Source organism: Actinokineospora sp. NPDC004072 (assembly GCF_053604195.1).
This window is the reverse complement of sequence record NZ_JBSGHB010000019.1, coordinates 113,375-136,854: the sequence shown is the minus strand read 5'-3', so window position 1 is coordinate 136,854 and position 23,480 is coordinate 113,375. Positions and strand designations below refer to the sequence as shown.

The 23,480-nt window shown below is 74.0% G+C and carries 23 protein-coding genes; all 23 read right to left on the bottom strand.

All coding sequences use genetic code 11. From position 1 onward, the window contains the following. Window positions 1-368: 368 nt before the first annotated feature. Window positions 369-1,652 (bottom strand): tyrosine--tRNA ligase, encoded by a 1,284-nt coding sequence (gene tyrS / locus ACWEPX_RS26355; RefSeq protein ID WP_451899926.1) that lies wholly within the window; start codon window positions 1,650-1,652, stop codon window positions 369-371. Continuing rightward, window positions 1,649-3,337 carry a hypothetical protein gene (locus tag ACWEPX_RS26350; protein WP_451899925.1) on the bottom strand — a complete coding sequence of 563 codons (1,689 nt, stop codon included), beginning with the start codon at window positions 3,335-3,337 and terminating at the stop codon, window positions 1,649-1,651. Before ACWEPX_RS26350 ends, tyrS begins: the two co-directional genes overlap by 4 nt. 34 nt (window positions 3,338-3,371) lie before the next feature. Beyond that, entirely contained in the window at window positions 3,372-3,995 is a 624-nt protein-coding gene (locus tag ACWEPX_RS26345) for a DNA-3-methyladenine glycosylase (RefSeq protein ID WP_451899924.1), read from the bottom strand. After that, window positions 3,968-5,401, bottom strand: a complete 1,434-nt coding sequence (gene argH / locus ACWEPX_RS26340) for an argininosuccinate lyase (RefSeq protein WP_451899933.1) — start codon at window positions 5,399-5,401, stop codon at window positions 3,968-3,970. Before argH ends, ACWEPX_RS26345 begins: the two co-directional genes overlap by 28 nt. Next, window positions 5,398-6,597: an argininosuccinate synthase gene (locus ACWEPX_RS26335; RefSeq protein ID WP_451899923.1), complete on the bottom strand. Its 1,200-nt coding sequence runs from the start codon at window positions 6,595-6,597 to the stop codon at window positions 5,398-5,400. The genes argH and ACWEPX_RS26335 overlap by 4 nt, the downstream gene beginning before the upstream one ends. Further along, window positions 6,590-7,096 carry an arginine repressor gene (locus ACWEPX_RS26330; RefSeq protein ID WP_451899922.1) on the bottom strand — a complete coding sequence of 169 codons (507 nt, stop codon included), beginning with the start codon at window positions 7,094-7,096 and terminating at the stop codon, window positions 6,590-6,592. The genes ACWEPX_RS26335 and ACWEPX_RS26330 overlap by 8 nt, the downstream gene beginning before the upstream one ends. Then, complete coding sequence (gene argF / locus ACWEPX_RS26325) at window positions 7,096-8,013, bottom strand: ornithine carbamoyltransferase (protein ID WP_451899921.1); 918 nt, start codon at window positions 8,011-8,013, stop codon at window positions 7,096-7,098. Before argF ends, ACWEPX_RS26330 begins: the two co-directional genes overlap by 1 nt. Next, window positions 8,013-9,194, bottom strand: a complete 1,182-nt coding sequence (locus tag ACWEPX_RS26320; RefSeq protein ID WP_451899920.1) for an acetylornithine transaminase — start codon at window positions 9,192-9,194, stop codon at window positions 8,013-8,015. Before ACWEPX_RS26320 ends, argF begins: the two co-directional genes overlap by 1 nt. Beyond that, complete coding sequence (argB, locus tag ACWEPX_RS26315; protein ID WP_451899919.1) at window positions 9,191-10,072, bottom strand: acetylglutamate kinase; 882 nt, start codon at window positions 10,070-10,072, stop codon at window positions 9,191-9,193. The genes ACWEPX_RS26320 and argB overlap by 4 nt, the downstream gene beginning before the upstream one ends. Next, a complete protein-coding gene (gene argJ / locus ACWEPX_RS26310) occupies window positions 10,069-11,247 on the bottom strand; it encodes a bifunctional glutamate N-acetyltransferase/amino-acid acetyltransferase ArgJ (protein WP_451899918.1) in 1,179 nt (392 codons plus the stop codon). The genes argB and argJ overlap by 4 nt, the downstream gene beginning before the upstream one ends. Next, entirely contained in the window at window positions 11,244-12,260 is a 1,017-nt protein-coding gene (gene argC, locus ACWEPX_RS26305) for an N-acetyl-gamma-glutamyl-phosphate reductase (RefSeq protein ID WP_451899917.1), read from the bottom strand. Before argC ends, argJ begins: the two co-directional genes overlap by 4 nt. 220 nt (window positions 12,261-12,480) lie before the next feature. Beyond that, window positions 12,481-13,128, bottom strand: a complete 648-nt coding sequence (locus ACWEPX_RS26300; protein ID WP_451899916.1) for an O-methyltransferase — start codon at window positions 13,126-13,128, stop codon at window positions 12,481-12,483. 9 nt (window positions 13,129-13,137) lie between these two features. Next, window positions 13,138-14,109, bottom strand: a complete 972-nt coding sequence (locus ACWEPX_RS26295; protein ID WP_451899915.1) for an asparaginase — start codon at window positions 14,107-14,109, stop codon at window positions 13,138-13,140. Next, window positions 14,106-14,606 carry a flavoprotein gene (locus ACWEPX_RS26290; RefSeq protein ID WP_451899914.1) on the bottom strand — a complete coding sequence of 167 codons (501 nt, stop codon included), beginning with the start codon at window positions 14,604-14,606 and terminating at the stop codon, window positions 14,106-14,108. The genes ACWEPX_RS26295 and ACWEPX_RS26290 overlap by 4 nt, the downstream gene beginning before the upstream one ends. Then, complete coding sequence (locus ACWEPX_RS26285) at window positions 14,603-16,003, bottom strand: RsmB/NOP family class I SAM-dependent RNA methyltransferase (protein ID WP_451899913.1); 1,401 nt, start codon at window positions 16,001-16,003, stop codon at window positions 14,603-14,605. Before ACWEPX_RS26285 ends, ACWEPX_RS26290 begins: the two co-directional genes overlap by 4 nt. Next, window positions 16,000-16,926: a methionyl-tRNA formyltransferase gene (gene fmt / locus ACWEPX_RS26280; RefSeq protein WP_451899912.1), complete on the bottom strand. Its 927-nt coding sequence runs from the start codon at window positions 16,924-16,926 to the stop codon at window positions 16,000-16,002. The genes ACWEPX_RS26285 and fmt overlap by 4 nt, the downstream gene beginning before the upstream one ends. Then, on the bottom strand, window positions 16,926-17,471 hold the full coding sequence (gene def, locus ACWEPX_RS26275) for a peptide deformylase (protein ID WP_451899911.1): 546 nt from the start codon (window positions 17,469-17,471) through the stop codon (window positions 16,926-16,928). The genes fmt and def overlap by 1 nt, the downstream gene beginning before the upstream one ends. A 42-nt stretch (window positions 17,472-17,513) precedes the next feature. Beyond that, window positions 17,514-19,529, bottom strand: a complete 2,016-nt coding sequence (locus ACWEPX_RS26270; RefSeq protein ID WP_451899910.1) for a primosomal protein N' — start codon at window positions 19,527-19,529, stop codon at window positions 17,514-17,516. 29 nt (window positions 19,530-19,558) lie between these two features. Next, window positions 19,559-19,966: a DUF5313 family protein gene (locus ACWEPX_RS26265; RefSeq protein ID WP_451899909.1), complete on the bottom strand. Its 408-nt coding sequence runs from the start codon at window positions 19,964-19,966 to the stop codon at window positions 19,559-19,561. 105 nt (window positions 19,967-20,071) lie between these two features. Next, on the bottom strand, window positions 20,072-21,253 hold the full coding sequence (gene metK, locus ACWEPX_RS26260) for a methionine adenosyltransferase (protein WP_451899932.1): 1,182 nt from the start codon (window positions 21,251-21,253) through the stop codon (window positions 20,072-20,074). An 82-nt stretch (window positions 21,254-21,335) separates the two neighbouring features. Continuing rightward, window positions 21,336-22,583 (bottom strand): bifunctional phosphopantothenoylcysteine decarboxylase/phosphopantothenate--cysteine ligase CoaBC, encoded by a 1,248-nt coding sequence (coaBC, locus tag ACWEPX_RS26255; RefSeq protein ID WP_451899908.1) that lies wholly within the window; start codon window positions 22,581-22,583, stop codon window positions 21,336-21,338. Then, window positions 22,580-22,864, bottom strand: coding sequence for a DNA-directed RNA polymerase subunit omega (rpoZ, locus tag ACWEPX_RS26250; protein WP_451899907.1), 285 nt, complete (start codon window positions 22,862-22,864; stop codon window positions 22,580-22,582). The genes coaBC and rpoZ overlap by 4 nt, the downstream gene beginning before the upstream one ends. Beyond that, window positions 22,861-23,475 carry a guanylate kinase gene (gmk, locus tag ACWEPX_RS26245; RefSeq protein ID WP_451899906.1) on the bottom strand — a complete coding sequence of 205 codons (615 nt, stop codon included), beginning with the start codon at window positions 23,473-23,475 and terminating at the stop codon, window positions 22,861-22,863. Before gmk ends, rpoZ begins: the two co-directional genes overlap by 4 nt. Window positions 23,476-23,480: the final 5 nt, after the last annotated feature.

The window sequence follows — 23,480 nt, the reverse complement described above, 5'->3', positions numbered from 1 at the left end:
CTCAAAGGAACCCAATCAAACGGGGTTCACTTCATAAAAGCTCTACTGGCTTTCATCGGCACACTGTTGAGTTCTCAAACAACACACGCACATCCTAGCGGGACCGCCGCAGGCGACCACCGAAGGAGGCTGGTTACTTCAGGCTTTGTCTTGATCTGCCGCGCCCGGTCCGGTTGATCCGGCCCGTTCCGCGCTGGCAGAGAGAAAGTTACACGGCTGCCAACTGGAGGTCAAATCGCACCCCCAGGCACCCGAACCAGGGTGAAACCGCAGGTCATCAGCCCTGTCTCAGGTCTGATGCCAAGGTAACCCAGGCCCATCGCGCTGTGAATGTGACGACCGTCACGCTTAGATCCGCCCAACGGCGGCTAAAGCTGGACCTCGACCCCGGCCGTGTTCCGCTTGCCACGCCGCACGACCAGCCACTTCCCGTGCAGCAGGTCCTCCTTGGCCGGGGTCCAGGACTCGTCGGCGACCTTCGCGTTGTTCACGTACGCGCCACCTTCGTTCACCGTGCGCCGGGCCGCGCCGCGGCTGTCGGCCAGACCGCAGGCGATGAGCAGGTCGACGATGGTCGGCCCGTCGGCCAGGCGGACGGTCCCCGTGGGCGCCTCGGCCATCGCCGCGTCCAGCGTGGCCAGGTCGAGCGAGGCCAGCTCGCCGCGGCCGAACAGGGCCTGGCTGGCGGCGATGACCTGGGCGGTCTCGTGGTCGCCGTGCACCAGCCTGGTGAACTCCTCGGCCAGCTTCTTCTGCGCGGCGCGCAGGTGCGGGCGCTCGGCCGTGTCCGCCTCCAGCGCGGCGATCTCCTCCTGCGGGAGGAAGGTGAACAGCCGCAGGTACCGGATGACGTCGGCGTCCCCGACGTTGACGAAGTACTGGTACCAGGCGTACGGCGAGGTCATGGCCGGGTCGAGCCAGACGTTGCCGCCGCCGGTGGACTTGCCGAACTTGCGGCCCTCGGCGTCGGTCACCAGCGGCGCGGTCAGGGCGTGCACGGACTCCCCCGTGACCCGGCGGGTCAGCTCGACGCCGCCGATGATGTTGCCCCACTGGTCGGAGCCGCCCACCTGGAGCTTGCAGCCGTGCTCGCGGAACAGGTGCAGGTAGTCGTTGGACTGCAGCAGCAGGTAGCTGAACTCGGTGTACGACATGCCGTCGCCGTCCAGGCGCCGCTTGACCGTCTCCCGCGCGAGCATGACGTTGACGGAGAAGTGCTTGCCCACGTCGCGCAGGAACTCCAGGACCGACATCCCGCCGGTCCAGTCGAGGTTGTTGACGATGACGGCGGCGGTGCCGGGGCCGTTGCGGTCGTCGAAGGCGACGAAGCGCTCCAGCTGGCCGCGGATGCGCCCGGCCCACTCGGCGACGGTGTCGAGGGAGTTGAGCGTGCGCTCCCCGGTGTCGCGTGGGTCGCCGATCGTGCCGGTGGCCCCGCCCGCGAGGACGATGGGCTTGTGCCCGGCGAGCTGGAAGCGGCGCAGCATGAGCAGCGGCACCAGGTTGCCCGCGTGCAGGCTCGGCGCGGTCGGGTCGAAGCCGCAGTAGAGGGTGAGCGGTCCCGCGTCGAGGTCCTCCCGCAGGGCGTCGAGGTCGGTGGACTGCGCGATCAGGCCGCGCCAGGACAGCTCGTCGAGGATGTGTTCGCTCACCCGCCCATCTTCGCCCACCCCGGCGGGGTGCGGCGACCGGGTTGCCGCAGGCGGAGCAGGGTCAGCGTGGAGCCCAGCACCAGGATCAGCACGGCCGCGAGCACCGCCGAGTAGGCCGGGGTCTCACCCCGGGAGAAGAGCAGCCCGCCGAGGTAGCCGAAGCGGTCGCCCAGCAGGAACGACCCGACCAGGAGCACGATCTCCGGGAGCAGGTAGGCCGCCACCGCGGCGCCGATGCGGATGCGCTGGACCTCGTCGGGGATCTCGGCCAAGGCGGCGAGCGCGCCCAGCCCGCCGACCACCAGCACCGGGAACATCACGCCGAGCGCGCCGCCGAAGCCGATGGGCGTGTCCGACAGGAACTCGCCGACGTCGATGGAGACGAACAGCAGGACGAACCAGGCCGACGCCGCGCCGAGGGCGGCGAAGGCCAGCGGCCTGCGGGCCGGGGGCACCAGCCGCAGCCCGCGGGGGCGGGTGCGGACCGGCTGCACGTGCATCCACAGCAGGGTCGAGAACAGCAGCGCGGCCAGCAGTTCGAGCCAGATCAGCAGCTGGCCGCTGCCGTTGATCGACACGAGGGCGTCGACCAGCAGGGCGACGGCGGTGCCCACGGCCAGCCCGGAGCCGACCGCGCCCGGCGGACCCGGCAGGCGCATCAGGACGAGCCCGGCCAGCAGCGCGCCGAAGCGCAGGACCACGAAGTAGAGCACGCCCAGCAGGCCCGAGGCCGCGAAGAAGTCGGTGGAGACGGCGGTGACGATCGCGCACAGCGCGACCGCCGACCCGTAGAGCACCCGGCGGTCGGCGAGCCAGGCCGCGGCGGCCAGCGGCTCGGCCCAGGTCCGCCCGCCGCGGTTGCGCGCCGCCCAGGCCAGGACGCGCTGGCCGCGGGCGAACGGGTCGGGCTCGCGGCCGATCTCCGGGATGGCCCACAGCTCGGCGGCCACGCGCTCGGCCGGTCCCGCGCCCGCGCAGGCGATCAGCGCGCCGGGCAGCCCGGCGCAGACGTGCACGATCGCGCGCACGGCGGCCGGGTCGGCGGTGGGGGCCAGCGCGGTGAACAGGTCCGCGGAGTCGACCGGGTCGAGCTCGGCGAGCCGGACCGCGGGCGCGCCGAGGGTCACCAGGTCCTCCCGGCTGGTGACCAGGACCAGCGCGCGGTCGCCGGGCGGCAGCAGCGGGCGGACCTGCTCGGCGTCGCGGGCGTCGTCGAGCACCAGGAGGACGCGCTTGGCGGCGAGCAGCGTGCGGTACTGGGCCAGGCGGGCGTCGGCGCCCTCGTGCGGGGTGACGCCGAAGGCGATGAGGACGTCGTAGGCGACGTCGGCGGCCTGGCGGGTGAGGCCGTGCTGGTTGGAGCCGCGCAGGTCGACGTAGAGCTGCCCGTCGGGGAAGCGGGGGGCGGCGGTGTGCGCCCAGTGCACGGCCAGGGCGGTCTTGCCGATCCCGGACGCCGGGTGGGACAGCACCACCACGCGAGAACCCTCCCCCGCCGCGTCGAGCGCGGTCAGGTGCGACTGCCTGCCGAAGAACGGCCGGGGCGCGGCGGGGAGCTGGCGCGGGGTCGGGGTCGGCGCGCCGCGCGGGCCGAACACCACGTTGCCGTGCACGTCGCGGATCTGGTGCACGTCGCCGTGGATCGTGCCATCCACCTCGTTGCTGGTGGTGTCGTCACCGTCCATGCACCACTGGTACCGGATCGGTCACGTGCTGTCGTTAGGCCGGACGTGCCCTGGTGCCGCGCCGGTAGGTGCTGACCGCGGTCGACCCGGTGACCCAGAACCGCCACGGCACGTCCACCGCGACGGCCACGCCCACGCGCGGGCCGACCGACACGTCCTCGACCGGCTCGCCCTTGTAGAGGCGCACCGGCGAAGACGGCGAGGTCAGGTCGACGCCGTTGTGCCCGCGGTCGAGGTCGAGGACCCCGCACAGCTTGGCCGGGCCGCGCGCCAGGTCGGCCGCCGAACGGGCCGCGGGCCTGCGCGAGCGGGCGATGTCCACGCCGGACACCACCTCACCCGCGCGGAGGAGGACCGCGCCGGGCACGCCGTCGGTCAGCGAGACCACGTTCGCGCAGAAGTGCATCCCGTAGACGAAGTACACGTAGAGGTGCCCAGCGGGGCCGAACATCACGTCGTTGCGCGGTGTCCGGCCCCGGTAGCAGTGCGACGCCGGGTCGTCGCCGCCCCGGTACGCCTCGACCTCCACGATGCGCACGGTGACGCCCGCGCTCTCCAGGTACGAGCCCAGCAGCAGCCGGGCGGCGTCGAGCGGGTCGATGGCCAGCTCGTCCCGGGTGAACGCCGGTCCTACTTGCGCACGATCTCCTCGGCCCACGCCCGGTGCTCCTCGATCCGCCGCTCGACGCGCGTCCGCTGCTCGGCGACCCGAGGCGACGCGGTGCCACCGTACGCGGCCCGCGAGGCGATCGAGCCACCGACCGTGAGCACGTCGCGCACCGCGGGGGTCAGGGCGGGGTTGATCGCGGCGAACTCCTCGTCGGTGAGGTCTTCCAGCCCGACCCCGCGGCCCTCGGCGACGCGCACGCACGCGCCCGCGGCCTCGTGCGCCACCCGGAACGGCACCCCCTGGCGGACCAGCCACTCGGCGATGTCGGTGGCCAGGGTGAACCCGGCGGGGGCCAGCTCGGCGAGCCGGTCGGTGTGGAAGGTGAGCGTGCCGACCATGCCCGCGATCGCCGGGAGGAGCAGGCCCAGCTGCTCGACGGCGTCGAACAGCGGCTCCTTGTCCTCCTGCAGGTCGCGGTTGTAGGCCAGCGGCTGGGCCTTGAGGGTGGCCAGCAGGCCGGTCAGGTTGCCGATGAGCCTGCCCGCCTTGCCCCTGGTCAGCTCGGCGACGTCGGGGTTCTTCTTCTGCGGCATGATCGAGCTGCCGGTGGCCCAGGCGTCGTCGAGGGTCGCGTAGCCGAACTCGGCGGTCGTCCAGATGACGACCTCCTCGGCGATGCGCGAGAGGTTGACCCCGAGCATCGCCAGCACGAAGGCGATCTCGGCGGCGAAGTCGCGCGAGGCCGTGCCGTCGATGGAGTTCTCCACCGGCCCGTCGAAGCCCAGCTCCTCGGCGACGGCGGCCGGGTCCAGCCCCAGCGATGAGCCCGCGAGCGCGCCCGAGCCGTACGGCGACACCGCGGCCCGCTTGTCCCAGTCGCGCAGCCGCTCGACGTCGCGCAGCAGGGCCTGGGTGTGGGCGAGCAGGTGGTGGGCCAGCAGGACCGGCTGGGCGTGCTGCAGGTGGGTGCGCCCGGGCATCACCGCGTCGGCGTGGCGGCGGGCCTGGTCGGTCAGCGCCTCCACCACGTCCAGGACGCCGCCCGCGACCTGCCGGGCCGCGTCGCGCAGCCACATGCGGAACAGGGTGGCCACCTGGTCGTTGCGGGAGCGGCCCGCGCGGAGCTTGCCGCCCAGCTCGGGGCCCGCGCGCTCGATCAGGCCGCGTTCGAGGGCGGTGTGCACGTCCTCGTCGGCGACGACGGGCGTGAACGCCCCGGAGGCCACGTCGGCCTCCAGGGCGTCCAGCGCGGCGAGCATGCCGGAGAGCTCGGCGTCGGTCAGCAGGTCGGCGCGGTGCAGGACCCGGGCGTGCGCCCGCGACCCGGCGATGTCGTAGCGGGCCAGCCGCCAGTCGAAGTGCGTCGACAGGCTCAGCGCCGCCATCGCCTCGGCGGGGCCGCTGTCGAACCGCCCGCCCCAAAGACCGTTGCTCACTTCTCTCCCTAGCGTCAGTGGTGGGCCTGGTCGCGCTTGGCCGCGATCTTGCTGGGCAGGCCCCAGAGCTGGACGAAGCCCTTGGCCAGCGACTGGTCGAAGGAGTCGCCCTCGTCGTAGGTGGCCAGGTTGAAGTCGTACAGGCTCTGCTCGGACCGGCGCCCGGTGACCACGGCGCGGCCGCCGTGCAGGGTGAGCCGGACGTCGCCGCTGACGTGCTCCTGGGTCTTGGCGATGAAGGCGTCGAGTGCGTCCTTGAGCGGGGAGAACCACAGGCCGTCGTAGACCAGCTCGCCCCAGCGCTGCTCGACGGTCCGCTTGAACCGGGCGAGGTCGCGCTCGACGGTGACGTTCTCCAGCTCCTGGTGGGCGGTGATCAGCGCGATCGCGCCGGGGGCCTCGTAGACCTCGCGGCTCTTGATGCCGACCAGCCGGTCCTCGACCATGTCCAGGCGGCCCACGCCCTGGGCGCCCGCGCGCCGGTTGAGCTCCTGGATCGCCTGCAGCACGGTGACGGTCTCGCCGTCGATGGCGACCGGGACGCCCTTGTCGAAGGTGATGACCAGCTCGTCGGGGTCGCGGGGCTCCAGCGGGTTGGCGGTGTAGGAGTACACGTCCTCGATGGGCGCGTTCCAGATGTCCTCCAGGAACCCGGTCTCCACCGCGCGGCCCCAGACGTTCTGGTCGATGGAGTACGGCGACTTCTTCGACACGTCGATGGGCAGGTTGCGCTCCTCGGCCCAGGCGATGGCCTTCTCCCGGGTCCACGCGAAGTCGCGCACCGGGGCGATGACCTTCAGGTCGGGGGCGAGCGCGCCGATGCCGACCTCGAAGCGGACCTGGTCGTTGCCCTTGCCGGTGCAGCCGTGGGAGACGGTGCTGGCGCCGTGGTACTTCGCGGCCTCGACCAGGTGCTTGACGATCACCGGGCGGGAGAGCGCCGAGACCAGCGGGTAGCGGTCCATGTAGAGGGCGTTGGCCTGCAGCGCGGGCAGGCAGTACTGCTCGGCGAACTCGTCGCGGGCGTCGGCGACGACCGCCTCCACCGCGCCGCACTCCAGGGCGCGCTTGCGGATCGTGTCCATGTCCTCGCCGCCCTGGCCGACGTCGACGGCCACGGCGACGACCTCGGCGCCGGTCTCCTCGGCGATCCAGCCGATGCCGACGGAGGTGTCGAGTCCGCCGGAGTAGGCCAGCACCACCCTGTCACTCATTGCTCTCTCCTTGATCTGCACCGTTGGGCCGGGCGGCCAAAGCGGTGAACTTGTCGGCCAGCGCGCGGCCGGTCACGGGCTCGCGGGCGATGACCGCGAGGGTGTCGTCGCCCGCGATGGTGCCGACGACGTCGTGCAGCGCGGCGCGGTCGATGGCGCTGGCCAGGAACTGGGCGGCGCCGGGCGGGGTGCGCAGCACCGCGAGGTTGCCCGAGGCGTCGGCGGCGACGAGCAGCTCGCCGAGCAGGCGGGTCAGCCGGGAGGTGCCGCCCTCGATGCCGCGCACCGGGCTGCCGTCCTCGGGGATGACGTAGACCGGCGCGCCGCCGTCGATGCCGCGCAGCTTGACCGCGCCGAGCTCGTCGAGGTCGCGCGACAGGGTCGCCTGGGTGACCTCGACGCCCTCGGCGGCCAGCAGCTTGGCCAGCTCGGTCTGGCTGCGGATGGCCTGGTTGGCTACGATGGCGGTGATGCGCGCCTGCCGCGCGGTGCGGGTCATCATGCCGAGACCAGCCAGGTCAGCAGCGCCTTCTGGGCGTGCAGGCGGTTCTCGGCCTCGTCCCAGACGGCGCTCGCCGGGCCGTCGAGGACCTCGTCGGTGATCTCCCAGCCGCGGTGGGCGGGCAGGCAGTGCAGGGCGATGGCGCCGGGGGCGGCGCGGTCCATCAGCTCGGCGTTGACCTGGAGCCTGCGGAACGGGCTGACCCGGTCGCGGCCGTCGTTCTCCTGGCCCATCGACGTCCAGGTGTCGGTGACGATGACGTCGGTGCCGTCGACGGCGGCGTGCGGGTCGGTGAACTGGGTGATGCTGCCGCCGGTCTCGGCGGCGCGCTTCTCTGCGGCGGCGACGATGTCCGGGTGCGGCTGGAAGCCCTCGGGGGCCACGACCCGCACGTGCATGCCCGCGGTGGCCCCGCCGAGCAGCAGCGAGTGGGACATGTTGTTCGCGCCGTCGCCGAGGTAGGTCGCGGTGACGCCCGCGAGCCTGCCGTGCCGCTCCTCGATGGTCTGCAGGTCGGCGAGGACCTGGCAGGGGTGGAACTCGTCGGTCAGGGCGTTGATCACCGGGATGCGCGACGCCGAGGCCATGGCGTCCATGCGCTTCTGGGCGAAGGTCCGCCAGACGACGACGTCGACGTAGCGCGACAGCACGCGGGAGGTGTCCTCGATGGTCTCCTCGCGGCCGAGCTGCATCGTGCGCCCGTCGACCACGATCGGCTGGCCGCCGAGCTGGGCGATGCCGACCTCGAAGGACAGCCGGGTGCGGGTGGAGTTCTTCTCGAAGATCGCCGCGACCGACTTGCCCGCCAGCGGCTTGGCGCCCAGCGGGTCGGCCTTGCACGCCTTGGCCAGGTCGAGGACCGCCCGCTGCTCGTCGGGGGTCAGGTCGTCGTCGCGGAGGAAGTGCCGGACCATCAGGTGCCCTCCAGGATCGACGGCAGCGCGTCGATGAACTCGGCCGCCTGGGCGTCGGTGAGCACCAGCGGCGGGGCCAGCCGGACCGCGTCCGGCTGGACGTTGTTGACCAGGAAACCCGCGCCGAGCGCGGCGGCGGCGACGTCGGCCGACACCGGCCGGGTCAGGGCGATGCCCAGCAGCAGGCCGGTGCCGCGCACCCCGGCGATGAGCGGGTGGTCGACCGCCTCGATGCCCGCGGCCAGGTCCTTGCCGACCGCCGCGGCGTGGTCGAGCAGGCCGTCGGCGGCGATGGTGCGCAGCACGGCCAGCCCGGCGGCGCAGGCGACCGGGTTGCCGCCGAAGGTGGTGCCGTGGTGGCCGGGGCCGAACAGCTCGGCCGCCGCGCCGACGGCCACACAGGCGCCCAGCGGCAGCCCGCCGCCGAGGCCCTTGGCCAGGGTGAACACGTCCGGGACCACCCCGGCCTGCTGGAAGGCGAACCAGGAGCCGAGCCTGCCGATGCCGGTCTGCACCTCGTCGAGCACCAGCAGCGCGCCCGCGTCGGCGGTGATCTCGCGGGCGGCGTGCAGGTAGCCGTCCGGGGCGGGGACCACGCCGCCCTCGCCGAGGACGGGCTCGATGAACACCGCGGCGGTGTCGGCGTCGACCGCGGCGCGCAGGGCGTCCACGTCGCCGAACGGGATGTGCTCGACCCCGGGCACCAGCGGCTCGAACGGGGTGCGCTTGGGCGGCTGGCCGGTGAGGGTCAGCGCGCCCATCGTGCGGCCGTGGAAGGCGCCGGTGCAGGCGATGACCTTGGGGCGGCCGGTGAGGCGGGCGAGCTTGAGCGCGGCCTCGTTGGCCTCCGCGCCGGAGTTGCAGAAGACCACGCGGGCCTGCCCGGCGAGCCCGGCGACGTCGAGCAGCGCGTCGGCCAGCTCGACGGCGACCGGGTTGACGTAGAGGTTGGAGGTGTGGCCGAGCGTGGCGACCTGCGCGCTCACAGCCTCGACCACCGCCGGGTGGGCGTGGCCGAGGACGTTGGTGGCGATGCCCGCGACGAGGTCGGTGTAGCGGGCGCCGTCGGCGTCCCAGACGTGCGCGCCCTCGCCGCGCACGAGCGTCAGCGCGGGCGTGCCGTAGTTGTCCATCATCGCGCCCTGCCAGCGCGACCGGCCTTCGGCGTTGGAGCCGATCATGATTCCCCCTCGTCCGGGAGCACCAGGGTGCCGACCCCGGTGCTGGTGAAGACCTCCAGCAGCACCGAGTGGGCGAGCCGCCCATCGATGACGTGGGCGCGCGGGACGCCGCCGCGGACGGCGCGCAGGCACGCCTCCATCTTCGGGACCATCCCGCTCTCCAGGCCGGGCAGCAGCTCGGCCAGCTCGGCGGCGCGGATCTCGTGCCGCAGCGAGGACTGGTCGGGCCAGTCGGCGTAGAGGCCCTCGACGTCGGTGAGCACGACCAGCTTCTCCGCGCCCAGCGCGACGGCCAGCGCGGCGGCGGCGGTGTCGGCGTTGACGTTGTGCGGGACGCCGTCCGCGTCCGGGGCCACCGTGGACACCACCGGGATGCGGCCCGCGGCGACGATGTCCAGCACGGCGGCCGGGTCGACGGCCACGACGTCGCCGACCTGCCCGAGGTCGACCTCCTGGCCGTCGACGACCGCGGTGCGCTTCTCGGCGGTGAACAGGCGCGCGTCCTCGCCGGAGATGCCGACGGCGTAGGGGCCGTGCTGGTTGATCAGGCCGACGATCTCCCGGCCAACCTGCCCGGTGAGCACCATGCGCACGACGTCCATCGCCTCGGCGGTGGTGATCCGCAGGCCCGCGGCGCGCTCGGTCGGGATGCCGAGCCGGTCGAGCATCGCCGAGATCTGCGGGCCGCCGCCGTGCACGACGACCGGGCGCAGGCCCACCAGGCGCAGGAAGACCATGTCCTCGGCGAACGCCTGCTTGAGCGCGTCGTCGACCATCGCGTTGCCGCCGTACTTGACCACCACGAGCGCGCCGTGGAACCGGCGCAGCCACGGCAGCGCCTCGATCAGGATTGCGGCCTTGGCGGCGGGGCTGGTCATGAGCTGTACGCGCTGTTCTCTTCGACGTACCCGTGCGAGAGGTCGGTGGTCAGGACCGTGCCCGCACCGCTGCCCGCGTGCAAGTCGATCTCCACGGTGATCTCCCGCCCGGACAGGTCGGCCAGCGAGCGGTCCTCGCCGCGCCCGCCAGCGCGGCACACCGCGACGCCGTTGATGGTGATGTCGAGCGCCTGGGGGTCGAACGCGGTGGGGGCGTTGCCGACGGCCATCGCGATGCGGCCCCAGTTGGGGTCGCTGCCGAAGAAGGCGGTCTTGCACAGCGGGTCGCGGGCCACCGCGCGGGCCGCGGCGACGGCCTCGGCGTCGGTCGCCGCGCCGCGCACGGTGATCGAGACGTGCTTGGTGACGCCCTCGGCGTCGGCCTGCAGCTGGGCCACCAGGTCCGCGCACACGGCTTCGAGGGCCTGGGCGAACTCGTCGCCGTCCGGCTTGACCCCGGACGCGCCGGAGGCCAGCAGCAGCACGGTGTCGTTGGTGGACGTGCCGCCGTCGACGTCGAGGCGGTTGAAGGTCTTGGCGACGGCGGCTTTGAGGGCGGCGTCCAGCGCGGGCTGGTCGACGTCGGCGTCGGTGGTGATGACGGAGAGCATGGTCGCCATGTTGGGCGCGCACATGCCCGCCCCCTTGGCGAAGCCGCCGACGGTGAAACCGGACTGCCGCAGGGCGACCTGCTTGGGCACGGTGTCGGTGGTCATGACCGCGGTCGCGGCGGCCAGGCTGGCTTCCGCCCCTGCCGCAAGCCCTTTCGCCGCGATGTCCACACCGGACTTCACCGCGTCCATGGGCAGGCGCTCGCCGATGAGCCCGGTCGAGCACACCGCGACCTCGACCGCCCCGACGCCGAGCACGTCGGCGACCTTCTCGGCGGTGGCGTGGCTGTCCTGGAAGCCCTCCGGGCCGGTGCAGGCGTTCGCGCCGCCGGAGTTGAGGACGACGGCCCGCAGCTTGCCGGTCGTCAGCACCTGCTGCGACCAGAGCACGGGGGCGGCCTTCACCTTGTTGGTGGTGAACACCCCCGCGGCCGCCTGCGACGGGCCGTCGTTGACCACCAGGGCCAGGTCGGGGTTGCCCGACGCCTTGATCCCCGCGGCCACGCCCGCGGCGCGGAATCCCTGGGCGGCGGCGACTCCGGTGGTGCGGTCGAGAGCGGTCACGGGGCGACTCCCACAGTGGACAGGCCGGTGGTCTCCGGCAGGCCGAGCGCGATGTTCATGGACTGCACGGCGGCCCCCGCCGTGCCCTTGGTGAGGTTGTCGACCGCACCGACGGCGATCAGCCGGTTGGTGTCGGGGTCGGCGGTCACCTGGATCTGGACGGCGTTGGAACCGAGGACGGCGGCGGTGGTCGGCCACTGCCCCTCTGGCAGCACGTGCACGAAGGGCTCGTCGGCGTACGCCTGGGTGTAGACCTCGCGGACGTCGTGCGCGCCGGTCAGCTGGGCGCTGCAGGTGGCGAGGATGCCGCGGGGCAGCGGCGCGAGGACGGGGGTGAAGGAGACGCCGACCTTGCGGTTCGCCACCTTCCCCAGGTTCTGCGCGATCTCGGGCGTGTGCCGGTGCGCGCCGCCGACCCCGTAGACGCTGAGGGAGCCCATGACCTCGGAACCGAGCAGATGCGGCTTGAGCGACTTCCCAGCGCCCGAGGTCCCGGACACGGCGACCACGACGACCTCGGGCTCGACCAGACCTGCGGCGAGGGCGGGCGCCAGGGCGAGGGAGCTGACCGTCGGGTAGCACCCCGGCACGGCGATCCTGCGCGCGCCTTTGAGGGCGTCGCGCCCGCCCGGCAGCTCGGGGAGCCCGTACGGCCAGGTCCCGGCGTGCTCCCCGCCGTACCAGCGGGTCCAGTCGGCCGCGTCCTCCAGCCGGTGGTCTGCGCCGCAGTCGATGACGAGGGCGTCGGTCAGCTCGGCGGCGATGGCCGCGGAGTGGCCGTGCGGGAGCGCCAGGAAGACGACGTCGTGGTCGGCGAAGTTCTCGGCGGTGGTCTCTTGGAGGACCCGGTCGGCCAGCGGCAGCAGATGCGGCTGGTGCTCCCCCAGCCTGCTCCCGGCGTTCCCCCCGGCGGTCAGCGCGCCGATCTCGACGTCCGGGTGCGCGAGCAGCAGCCGGAGCACCTCGCCCCCGGCATACCCACTGGCCCCTGCGACCCCGACCCGAACCGTCATACGAATGATTATGCACAGTCATGCAAGGTCAATCAAGCGGGGGGCGAGGGCTGGGGCAGAGGGTGGTGCGGCGGAGAAGCTCCGGCCCGAGGAGCATGAGCGCGGGAGGGCACGGGTGAGGCGGGAAAGGGCGAGGCTGATACGGGAAGGACCGGGCCGGGGAGCGTCTGCGCTCGAGGGCCCGGGAGGGGCGGGAGGGGCGGCGAGCCGCCCCCAGCCGTCAGCGCTTTCGTGCGATGGTTACGCCGTCTCGCAGCGGGAGCATCACCACGTCTACCCGGGAATCCGCTACCACCAGCTCATTCGTCCGCAGGATTGCTGCCGTTGCCTCGTCTGCCGGGTCCGGGTTCAGCACCCGGCCGCCTCGCAGCACGTTGTCGAGCAGCACGACCCCGCCAGGTCGCAGCCGGGTGACGATCTCCTCGTAGTACGCCGGGTACGACACCTTGTCGGCGTCGATGAAGGCGATGTCGTATGACTCCTCTAGCGGCAGCCCCTGCAGCGTCTCCAGCGCGGGCGCGAGGCGGAGGTCGATCTTCTCGGCGACGCCTGCGCGCTCCCAGTAGCGTCGGGCCACCGCCGTCCACTCTTCGCTCACGTCGCACGCGAGCAGCGTCCCGTCCTCAGGCAGCCCCCGCGCGATGCAGATGGAGGAGTAGCCGGTGAACACGCCCACCTCGATGGCCCGGCGCGCGCCGGTGAGGCGGACCAGCATCGTCAGGAACTCGCCTTCGTCGTGCGAGATCTGCATGCTCAGGGCGTCGGGGAAGGTGCGGGCGGTTTCGGCGGCCAGGTCGCGGAGGACGGGGTCCGCGGGGGTGGAGTGGGCCAGCAGGTAGTTGGACAGCTCGGCGGGCAGGACGTCCATCGGGATCCCCTATCGGTACTGGTCGAACGCCTCGGTGATGCGGTCGCGGTCGGCGCCGTCGGCGAGCAGGAGGTGCAGGAGCACGCGGGCCTTGGCCGGGTCGAGGAAGCCAGCGTGGACCAGGCCGCGGTCGAGCAGGTCGCGCTCGGAGCCGGGGTAGCCGTAGGTCTGGCGCAGGACCGAGCCCGAGCCGGTGCGCGAGGCCAGCACGACCGGGATGCGGGCGGCGACCTCGGCGACCAGCGGCACCATCCCGGCCGGGACGTGACCGGCGCCCAGGCCCGCCAGCACCACGCCGTCGAAGGCGGGGGCCGCGCAGCGCAGCAGGCCGCCGTCGTCGCCGAGGGCGACGGTGACCAGGGCGATGCGGACCTCCTCGACCCGGGGGCCGATCGGCAGGGCCAGGCCGACCCGGGGGGTGCCGCGCAGCCGCGGCTCGCCCTCCACGACCAGGCCGAGCGGGCCGAACCCGGGGGAGGCGAACGCGCCGGTGCTGCTGGTGTGGTTCTTGCGCACGAACCGCGCGCCGTGGACCTCGTCGGCCATGACCACCAGGACGCCGAGGCCGCGGGCGTCCGCGGAGGTGGCCACCTTGACCGCGGCGAACAGGTTCGCTGGCCCGTCCGCGCCCGGTGAGGCGGGCGGGCGCATCGCCCCGGTGACGACCACGGGGGTGTCGCCGGGGACGGTGAGGTCGAGGAAGATCGCCGTCTCCTCGATGGTGTCGGTGCCGTGGGTGACGACGACGCCGTCGGCTCCCCCGGCGATCTCCTCCCGGACGGCTTCGCCCAGGGCCACAAGGTCGGCGAACCCGATCGACGGGCTCGGCAGAGTGCGGACGGTTCGCGCGGTGATCTCGACGTCGAGGTCGGGCAGCGCCTTGACCAGGTCGTCGGCGCCCAGCGCCGGGACGACGCCGCCGTCGGGGGCGGGGACCATCGCGATGGTCCCGCCCATCGCCAGGATGGAAACGCGCTTCACAGGGCCTCGATCAGGTCGAGCAGGGGCTCCCACGGGTCGTCCCGCGGGCCGTCTGCGATGTGGACGCCGCAGGACAGCAGCGTCTCCAGGTGCGCCTCCCACGCCGGGTGGGCGCGCTGGGCCGGGTCGGCCTGCGGTCGGACGACGACCGGGACGCCGGGGGTGCCGATGGCCTCGGTGAGCGCGGTGAGGGCCTGGTTGTCGGCGATGCCGGTGGCCAGCTTGGCCACCGAGTTCGCGGTGGCGGGCACGAACAGGAAGGCGTCCGGGATCGGGTAGGGCTTGGGCTGGTCGGGCAGCCGCGACTCCCAGCGCACCGGCAGGTCGGTCAGCGACTGCAGCCGCGCGGCCTCGCCCGCGGCCTGCATCCAGCGCGCCGCGGTCGGGGTGAAGGTGATCGCCAGCCGCCAGCCGCGGCGGGCCGCCGGGACGGCGACCTCGACCCGCAGCCGGTGCTCGACGCCGCCGCCCGCGGCCGACACCAACCCGAGGATCATGTCCTGACCAGCGCGCAGAACATGGCGTCGGTGCCGTGCCGGTGCGGCCAGAGCTGCACGGCCGGGCCGGGGCCGAGGTCGGGCACGCCGGGGAAGAACTCGCGCGCGTCGAGCTGGGTCACCCCGGTCGTGCGCACGACGTCGGCCACCACGCCCTCGGTCTCGGCCAGGTGCGGCGAGCACACGACGTAGGCGACGACCCCGCCCGGCCGGGCCAGCGCGATCGCGGCGGTGAACAGCTCCCGCTGCAGCTTGGTGAGGTCCCCCACGTCGCTGGGCTGGCGCCGCCAGCGCGCCTCCGGGCGCCTGCGCAGCGCGCCCAGCCCGGTGCACGGCGCGTCGACGAGGATCCGGTCGAAGCCCGGCTCCAAGCCGGAGTCGCGGCCGTCGGCGACGTGCACGGTGACCGGCATCCCCGCGGTGGACTGCTCGACCAGCCGGGCGCGGTGCGGCGCCTGCTCCACCGCGTCGAGCGTGCCGCCGTTGATGCCGACCAGCGCGCCCAGCAGGGCCGCCTTGCCGCCCGGGCCCGCGCACAGGTCCAGCCAGCGGGTGTCCGGCCCCTCGACCGGCACGCGGGTCAGGGCCAGCGCGCACAGCTGGCTGCCCTCGTCCTGCACGCCCGCCAGGTTCTCGCGCACGGGCGGCAGGTCGCCGGGGTCGCCAGCGCCCGCCTCCAGCCGCACGCCGTAGGGCGAGTACGGGGCCGGGTCGCCGCCGGTGAGCGCGGCCAGCTCCTCGGCGCTCAGCTCGCCGGGCCGGGCGACCAGGTGCACGGCGGGCCGCTCGTCGTCGGCGCGCAGGGCGGCGGCGAGCTCGTCGCCGGTGCTGCCCAGGGCGTCGGCGAAGGCGCGGGCGATCCAGTGCGGGTGGGCGGTGCGGGCGGCCAGGTTGCCGACCGGGTCCTGCGGGGCGAGCTTGTCCAGCCAGGCGTCCTGGTCGTGCTCGGCGACCCGGCGCAGCACGGCGTTGGCGAAGCCGGTGACCCGGGAGCCGAGGTCGGCGCGCACCAGGTCGACGGTCGCGGCGACGGCGGCGTGCGCGGGGATGCGGGTGCGCAGCAGCTGGTAGGCGCCCAGCCGCAGGGCGTCCAGCAGCGGCGGCTCCACTTTGGACAGCGGTCGGTCGATGCAGGCGGCCAGGACCTCGTCCAGCAGGCCCCAGGCGCGGCAGGTGCCGTAGGCCAGCTCGGTGGCCAGGGCCGCGTCGCGGGTGGACAGCTTGCGCTCGCGCAGCAGCTTGGGCAGCACCAGGTTGGCGTAGGCGTCGTCGGCGCGCACCGCGCGGACGACGTCGAGCGCCGCGCGGCGGGCCGGGTCGTCGATCGGCGGGCGGGCGGGGCCGTCGGTGCGGCGCGGCGGGTGCGAGCGGCGCGGGCGGGCGGGGCGGCGGTTCATGCCAGCGCCTCCCCCGGCTCGGGCCGGACGCCGCGCGCCCAGTCGGTGGCCGCCATCCGCTTCTTGCCCTGCGCCTGCACCTGGCCCAGCGCGACGGCGTGGGTCGCGGTGCCGACCAGGACGCGCTTGCGCTCCACGGCCAGCTCGCCCGGGGCCAGCTCGACCTCGGGGACGGCGGTGACCGGGCCGAGCTTGACCCGCTCGCCGCGGAACTGCGCCCACGCGCCGGGGTCCGGGGTCACCGAGCGGACCAGCCGGTCCACCGCGAGCGCCGGGTGCTTGAAGTCCACCTTGGCGTCCTCCACGAGCACCTTCGGCGCGAAGCTGACCCCGTCGGCCGACTGCTCCACCGCGGCCAGCGCGCCTGCGGCGATGCCGTCCAGTGTGGACACCAGCAGGCCAGCGCCCGCCTCGGCCAGCCTGGCCAGCAGGTCGCCCGCGGTGTCGTCGGGGCGGATCGGCTCGGTGAGCACGCCGTAGACCGGACCGGCGTCCAGCTCCTTGACGATGCGGAAGGTGCTCGCGCCGGTGATCTCGTCGCCGTGCTTGATGGCCGCCTGCACCGGGGCCGCGCCGCGCCAGGCGGGCAGGATCGAGAAGTGCAGGTTGATCCAGCCGTGCGCGGGGATGTCGAGCACCGAGCGGGGCAGCAGGTTGCCGTAGGCGACGACCGGGCAGCAGTCCGGGGCCAGCTCGGCCAGCCGCGCCTTGAAGTCCGGGTCGGCGGCCTTGGCGGGCGTCAGCACCTCGATGCCGTGCTCGTCGGCCAGCGCCCCGACCGGCGAGCGAACCAGGCCGCGGCCGCGGCCCGCGGGCGCGTCGGGACGGGTGACGACGGCGACGACCTCGTGGCGGTCGCTGGCCAGGAAGGCGCGCAGCGAGGGCAGGGCGGCTTCGGGGGTTCCCGCGAACACCACCCGCATCAGCGCCCCCCGAACAGCGGGTGCGGGTTCTGCTTCATGGTCGGCACGGTCCCGTCGAACCAGGACGCCGAGCGGATCTCGGCCATCGCCCGCTTGCGGGTGGCCTCGTCGAGCCGGTCGAGGAAGAGCACGCCGTCGAGGTGGTCGGTCTCGTGCTGGATGGCCCTGGCCAGCAGGTCGCTGCCCTGGACCTCCACCGGCTCGCCGTGCATGTTCCAGCCGCGCGCGACGACGTTCTTGGCGCGGACGCAGTCCCAGTACAGCCCGGGGATCGACAGGCAGCCCTCCTGCCCGTCCTGCTCCTCGTCGCCCACCGCCGTCCACACCGGGTTGACCAGGTGGCCCCCGACGCCATCGCAGTTGTAGGTGAACACCCGCAGCCCGACGCCGATCTGCGGGGCCGCGAGGCCCGCGCCGCCCTGGGCCTGCATGGTGTCCCAGAGGTCGCTCACCAGCGTGCGCAGTTCCTTGTCGAAGTCCACCACCTCGACGGCCGGTGTGCGCAGCACCGGATCACCGAAGAGCCGGATCGGCTGGACGGTCACACCTTCTCCCTACGGTCGGCAGGCCGCCAGTCTATTCGGGGTTCAGATCAGGTCGAGCGGGTCTACCCGCACGCGCAACGGCTCTTGGTCCTTGCGCATCGTCCGGCCGCGCTGGGCGTGGTTGAGCGCCTCGGTGAGCGCCCGGCCGCCTGCGCGCGGAACGCGGACCAGGACGCGCTCGCGGGACTCGGCGAGCGGGACCGGGCCCAGCACCTCCCCGTCCGGGGGCAGGCGCAATTCGGCCAGCAGCCCGGCGACGGCGTCCGGGCTGCCCTCCACCGACGCCATCCGCACCGCGGGCGGGAAGCCCAGCTCGACGCGGCCGGACAGCTCCAGGTCGGCGTGCCAGACCGGGTCCCAGCGGACCAGCGCCTGCACCGCGGGCAGCGCCGAGTCGGCGACCACCACGACCCGCCCGCCCTCGGCGCCCGGGCGCACCAGGGCCGCGGCGGTCATCCAGCGGCGCAGGGCCTCCTCGGCGGCGCGCAGGTCGGCCCTGGCCAGCAGCGCCCAGCCGTCGAGCAGCAGGGCGGCGCCGTAGCCGCCGTCGGCGACCGGCTCCGCGCCCGGGGTGGCCACGACCAGGGCGGGCTCGGCGTCGACGCGGGCCAGCACCTCGGCGGCCCCGGAGGTGCGCACCGGGACGTCGGCGAAGGCGCGGCCCAGCTCCTCGGCCGTGCGCTTGGCGCCGACGACCACCGCGCGCAGCCTGCGCGAGCCGCACGCCGAGCAGCGGAAGTCGGCCGCGGGCGTCGCGCACCAGCGGCAGACCGGCGGGCGGTCGGCCCCGCCCAGCAGGCCCAGCGGCCCGGCGCAGCGGCGGCAGCGGGCGGGGGTGCGGCAGTCCTGGCAGGTCACCGCGGGCACGTAGCCGCGCCGGGGCACCTGGACCAGCACCGGGCGGCCCGCCTTGATCGAGGCGCGGGCGGCGTCGAAGGCCAGGGAGGGGATGCGGGCGGTGCGGGCGGCCGGGTCGCGGGCGAGCTGGGAGTCGTGCTCGCCGACCGCGCTCACCCGCGGCGCGCTGGCCCGCACCCGGTCGCGCCCGGCGATGATCTGCGGGGCCCAGCCGGACTCGGTCAGCAGGTGCGCCTCCGCGGTGCGCGCGAACCCGGCGACCAGCACGCCCGCGCCGCCCAGCCGGGCCCGCTCGATGAGCACCTCCCGCACGTGCGGGTAGGGCGCGCGCTGGTCGGCGTGCTGGTCGTCGCCGTCGTCCCAGACCACCAGCACGCCGGGGTCGGCGACCGGCGCGTAGGCCGCGGCGCGGGTGCCTACCACGATCCGGGCCCCGCCGCGGCGCACCTTCAACCACGCCCGGTACCGCTTGGCAGGCCCCAGGTCGGCCGACAGCGCCACGACGGCGTCCTCCCCCGCGAGCGCCACGCAGGCGGCGTGCAGCCGGGCCACGTCGCGGTGGTCGGGCACGACCAGCACCGCGCCCCGGCCCGCTGAAGCCGCCGTGACCGCGACCTCGGCCAGCCGGGCGGGCCAGTCCTCCCCCGGCAGCGCCTGCCACACCGCGTTGGCCTGCCTGCCCGCCCGGATGGCGTCGAGGAAGGCCCGCCCGCGCGGGTACTCGGCCCAGCCGTCGGCGGGCGGGGCAGGCGGGACCGGGGCGGGCTCGCCGGGGGGCTCGGCCTCGACCCGGGCGTGCCGGGGCGGGATGGCCAGGCGCAGGACGTCGATCATCGCGCCCGCGTAGCGGTCGGCCACCGCGCGGCACAGGGCGGCGATCTCCGGGGCGAGCACCGGCTCCGGGGAGATCACCTTGTCCAGGAACGACGGGTTGCGGTGCTCGGAGCGCTCGACCCGCTCGATGAGGAAGGCGTCGACGAGCTGCCCGGCGAAGCGCACGCGCACCCGCGCGCCGGGCACGGCCTCGGCGTCGAAGCGGGCGGGGACGAGGTAGTCGAAGAGCTGGTCGAGGTGGGCCAGCGGCACGTCGACGTACACCTTCGCCACCGGCAGCCGGGCCGCGGGCTCCGGGCGGCCCTTCGGCGGCGGCGGGGCGGGGACCTCGACGGTGAACAGCGCGTCGGGGTCGGCGTCAGGCATGCCCGTGGTGTACCAGACCGGGGCGACGCTCAGTCGGCTCGGGGGTCGCGCCGCGACGCCTCGGAAGTGTCGTGGTAGGCCGCGTACATGGCCGCCACCTCGGCCCGGTCTTGCGGGGCCGCCTCCTCCCGGATGCGCCGGTTGAGGCCGACCGGGTAGCCGTGCTTGATCAGCCTGCGCTCGGAGGCGTCCTCCATGAACGACAGGGAGAAGTACAGCCCGGTGACGTAGCCAGCGGCGATCATGGACAGCCGCAGGCTCAGCGGGCCGGGGACGAGCAGGAGCAGCCACAGCGGCAGGAACAGCACCATCACCCGGGCGAAGTGGCGCGCCACCCAGGTGGGCGCGGTGAGGTCCCACAGCACCCACGGCCGGTACCGCTCGGGCAGCGTGCCGCCGACGGCGTACCGGAGCCACTGCACTGGACCTGGCCGCACGGTCTCGATGTTATGCCGGGTCACGCCGTCCGGTTAGCCCGGGTCGGGCCGGGCGAAACACAGCGGGCCGCCCCGGTCGGGGCGGCCCGCTGCGCAGGGGGTCGGTCAGGAGCCGACGGCCTGCTTGAGGTCGTCGGCGCGGTCGGTCCGCTCCCAGGGCAGGTCGACGTCGGTGCGGCCGAAGTGGCCGTAGGCCGCCGTCGGGGCGTAGATCGGGCGCAGCAGGTCCAGGTCGCGGATGATCGCGGCGGGCCGCAGGTCGAAGACCTCGCGGATGGCATCCTGGATGCGCACCGGGTCGGCGTTCTCGGTGCCGAAGGTCTCCACGAACAGCCCGACCGGGGCCGCCTTGCCGATCGCGTAGGCGATCTGCACCTCGATGCGCGAGGCCAGGCCAGCGGCCACGGCGTTCTTGGCCACCCAGCGCATGGCGTAGGCCGCCGAGCGGTCGACCTTCGACGGGTCCTTGCCGGAGAACGCGCCGCCGCCGTGGCGGGCCATGCCGCCGTAGGTGTCGACGATGATCTTGCGGCCGGTCAGGCCCGCGTCGCCCATCGGGCCGCCGATGACGAAGCGGCCGGTCGGGTTGACCAGCAGCCGCACGCCCTCGGTGTCCAGCTCCAGGTTCGCCAGCTCGGGCAGCACGACCTGCTCGCGGACGTCGGCGCCGAGCAGCTTCTCCAGGTCGATGCCGTCGGCGTGCTGGCTGGAGACGACCACGGTGTCCAGGCGCACCGGCTTGTCACCGGCGTACTCGATGGTGACCTGGGTCTTGCCGTCCGGGCGCAGGTAGGGCAGCACGCCGTCCTTGCGGACCTTGGTCAGCCGCCGGGCCAGGCGGTGGGCCAGGGCGATCGGCAGCGGCATCAGCTCGGGGGTGTCGTTGCAGGCGTAGCCGAACATCAGGCCCTGGTCGCCCGCGCCCTGCCGGGCGATCTCGTCCTCGACGTTCTCCACGCGCGACTCGTAGGCGGTGTCGACGCCCTGGGCGATGTCGGGCGACTGCGCGCCGATGGCGATGTTGACGCCGCAGGAGTTGCCGTCGAAGCCCTTGGCCGAGGAGTCGTAGCCGATCTCCAGGATCTTCTCCCGCACGATGGTCGGGATGTCGGCGTAGGCCTCGGTGGTCACCTCGCCGGCGACGTGCACCTGGCCCGTCGTCACCAGCGTCTCCACCGCCACCCGGGACCGGGGGTCCTGGGCGAGCAGGGCGTCGAGCACCGAGTCGCTGATGGCGTCGCAGATCTTGTCCGGATGCCCTTCGGTGACCGACTCCGAGGTGAACAGTCGGCGGCTGCCTGTTTCAGTCACGGGGTACCCCACTCATCCGTACGGGTTTGGCTCGTTGCGACCATTATCCGGCCCGGCATCAATCCGGCGACGAACCGAGCATGTTGGCGACTGCGTCCCACACTTCGGTCGCCATTTGCGCTTTCGACCCCAACGCGATGGGCTGTTCTGTCCCGTCGGCGGCCAGCAGCCACCCGGAGTTGTCCTCGGTCCCGAAGGCCTTGCCCTCGCCCACCGCGTTGACAACCAGCAGGTCACAGCCCTTGCGGGCGAGCTTGGCGCGGGCGTGGTCGAGCACGTCGGCCCCGCTGTCGCCGGTCTCGGCGGCGAAGCCGACGATCACCTGCCCCGTGCGCGCCGGGTTGTTCGACCGTGCTTCCACCAGCTCGGCGAGCACGTCCGCATTGCGCACGAGCGCGATGGGGTCCGGGTCGCGGGCGGTCTTCTTGATCTTGTACTCGGCCCGCTCGGCAGGCCGGAAGTCGGCCACCGCGGCGGCCATCACCACCACGTCGGCGTCCTCGGCCGCCGCGTGCACGGCCACCCGCAGCTGCTCGGCGGTGCCCACCCGGACCAGGTGGACCCCGGCGGGCTCGGGCAGCGGCAGCGTGTGCGCGGACACCAGCGTCACCTCGGCGCCGCGGGCGGCGGCCGTGCGGGCCAGCGCGTAGCCCTGCTTGCCCGAGGATCGGTTGCCCAGGTAGCGCACCGGGTCCAGCGGCTCGCGCGTGCCGCCCGCGGAGACCACGACCCGGCGCCCGACCAGGTCGCGCGGCAGCGCGCCCGGCCTGCTCAGCAGCAGCCGGGCCAGGTCGACGATCTCGGCGGGGTCGGCCAGCCTGCCCTTGCCGGTGTCCGCGCCGGTCAGCCTGCCCGCGGCGGGCTCGGGCACGATGACGCCGCGCTCGCGCAGCGTCGCCACGTTGGCGCGGGTGGCCGGGTGCTCCCACATCTCGGTGTGCATGGCCGGGGCCATCAGCACCGGGCAGCGCGCGGTGAGCAGGGTGCTGGTGAGCAGGTCGTCGGCCAGGCCGGTCGCGGCCTTGGCCAGCAGGTCGGCCGTGGCCGGGACGACCACGACGAGGTCGGCTTCCTGTCCGAGCCGCACGTGCGGCACCTCGGGCACGTCGGCGAAGACGCCGGTGGCGACCTTCTGCCCGGACAGCGCCTCGAACGTCGCCGCCCCCACGAACCGCAGGGCCGCCTCGGTCGGCACGACGCGCACGTCGTGCCCGGTCTCGGTGAGACCGCGCAGCACCTCGCACGCCTTGTAGGCGGCGATGCCGCCGCCGACGCCGAGGACGACGCGGGGACGGCCGGGGGTCACTCGCCCTCGGTGTGCTCGAGCAGGCCCGAGTGGATCTCCCGCAGCGCGATCGACAGCGGCTTCTCCCGGGGGCCGGGCTCGACCAGCGGGCCGACGTACTCCAGCAGGCCCTCGCCCAGCTGGGCGTAGTAGTCGTTGATCTGGCGGGCGCGCTTGGCCGCGTAGATCACCAGGGCGTACTTCGAGCTGACCTTGTCGAGCAGGTCGTCGATCGGGGGGTTGGTGATGCCTTCCAGCGGGGTGCCGGCCTGCTCGATGCCCAGCTCGGTGGGGGTGATCACTCGCAACGCTCCAGCTTGTCAGACGAATCCGTGAGCACCAAGGTTAGCAACTCGGCGGCGGCGGTCCGGACGTCGGCGTTGACCACGACGGCGTCGAACTCCTCGGCGGCGGCCAGCTCGCGCTTGGCGACCGCCAGCCTACGCGCCACCACCTCGTCCGGCTCGGTCCCGCGGCCGGTGAGCCTGGCCACGAGCGTCTCCCAGCTGGGCGGCATCAGCATGACCAGCTGCGCGTCGGGCATCGCCGCGCGCACCTGGCGGGCGCCCTGCAGCTCGATCTCCAGCACCGCGGGCCTGCCCGCGGCGAGCGCGGCCACCACCGGCCCGCGCGGGGTGCCGTAGCAGTTGCCCGCGTACTCGGCGTGCTCCAGCAGCTCGCCCGCGGCGACCATGCGGTCGAACTCCGGGCGGTCGATGAAGTGGTAGTGCGCGCCGTCGACCTCCCCGGGCCGGGCGGCCCGGGTGGTCACCGACACGCTGAAGTACAGGTCCGGGTGGAGGCGGCGCAGCTCCGCCACCACGCTGGACTTGCCGACCCCGGATGGCCCGGACACGACAGTGAGCCGGGGTCGGGCGATGTGCTCGCCCGACCCCGGCCCACGGCCGCTCATCGACT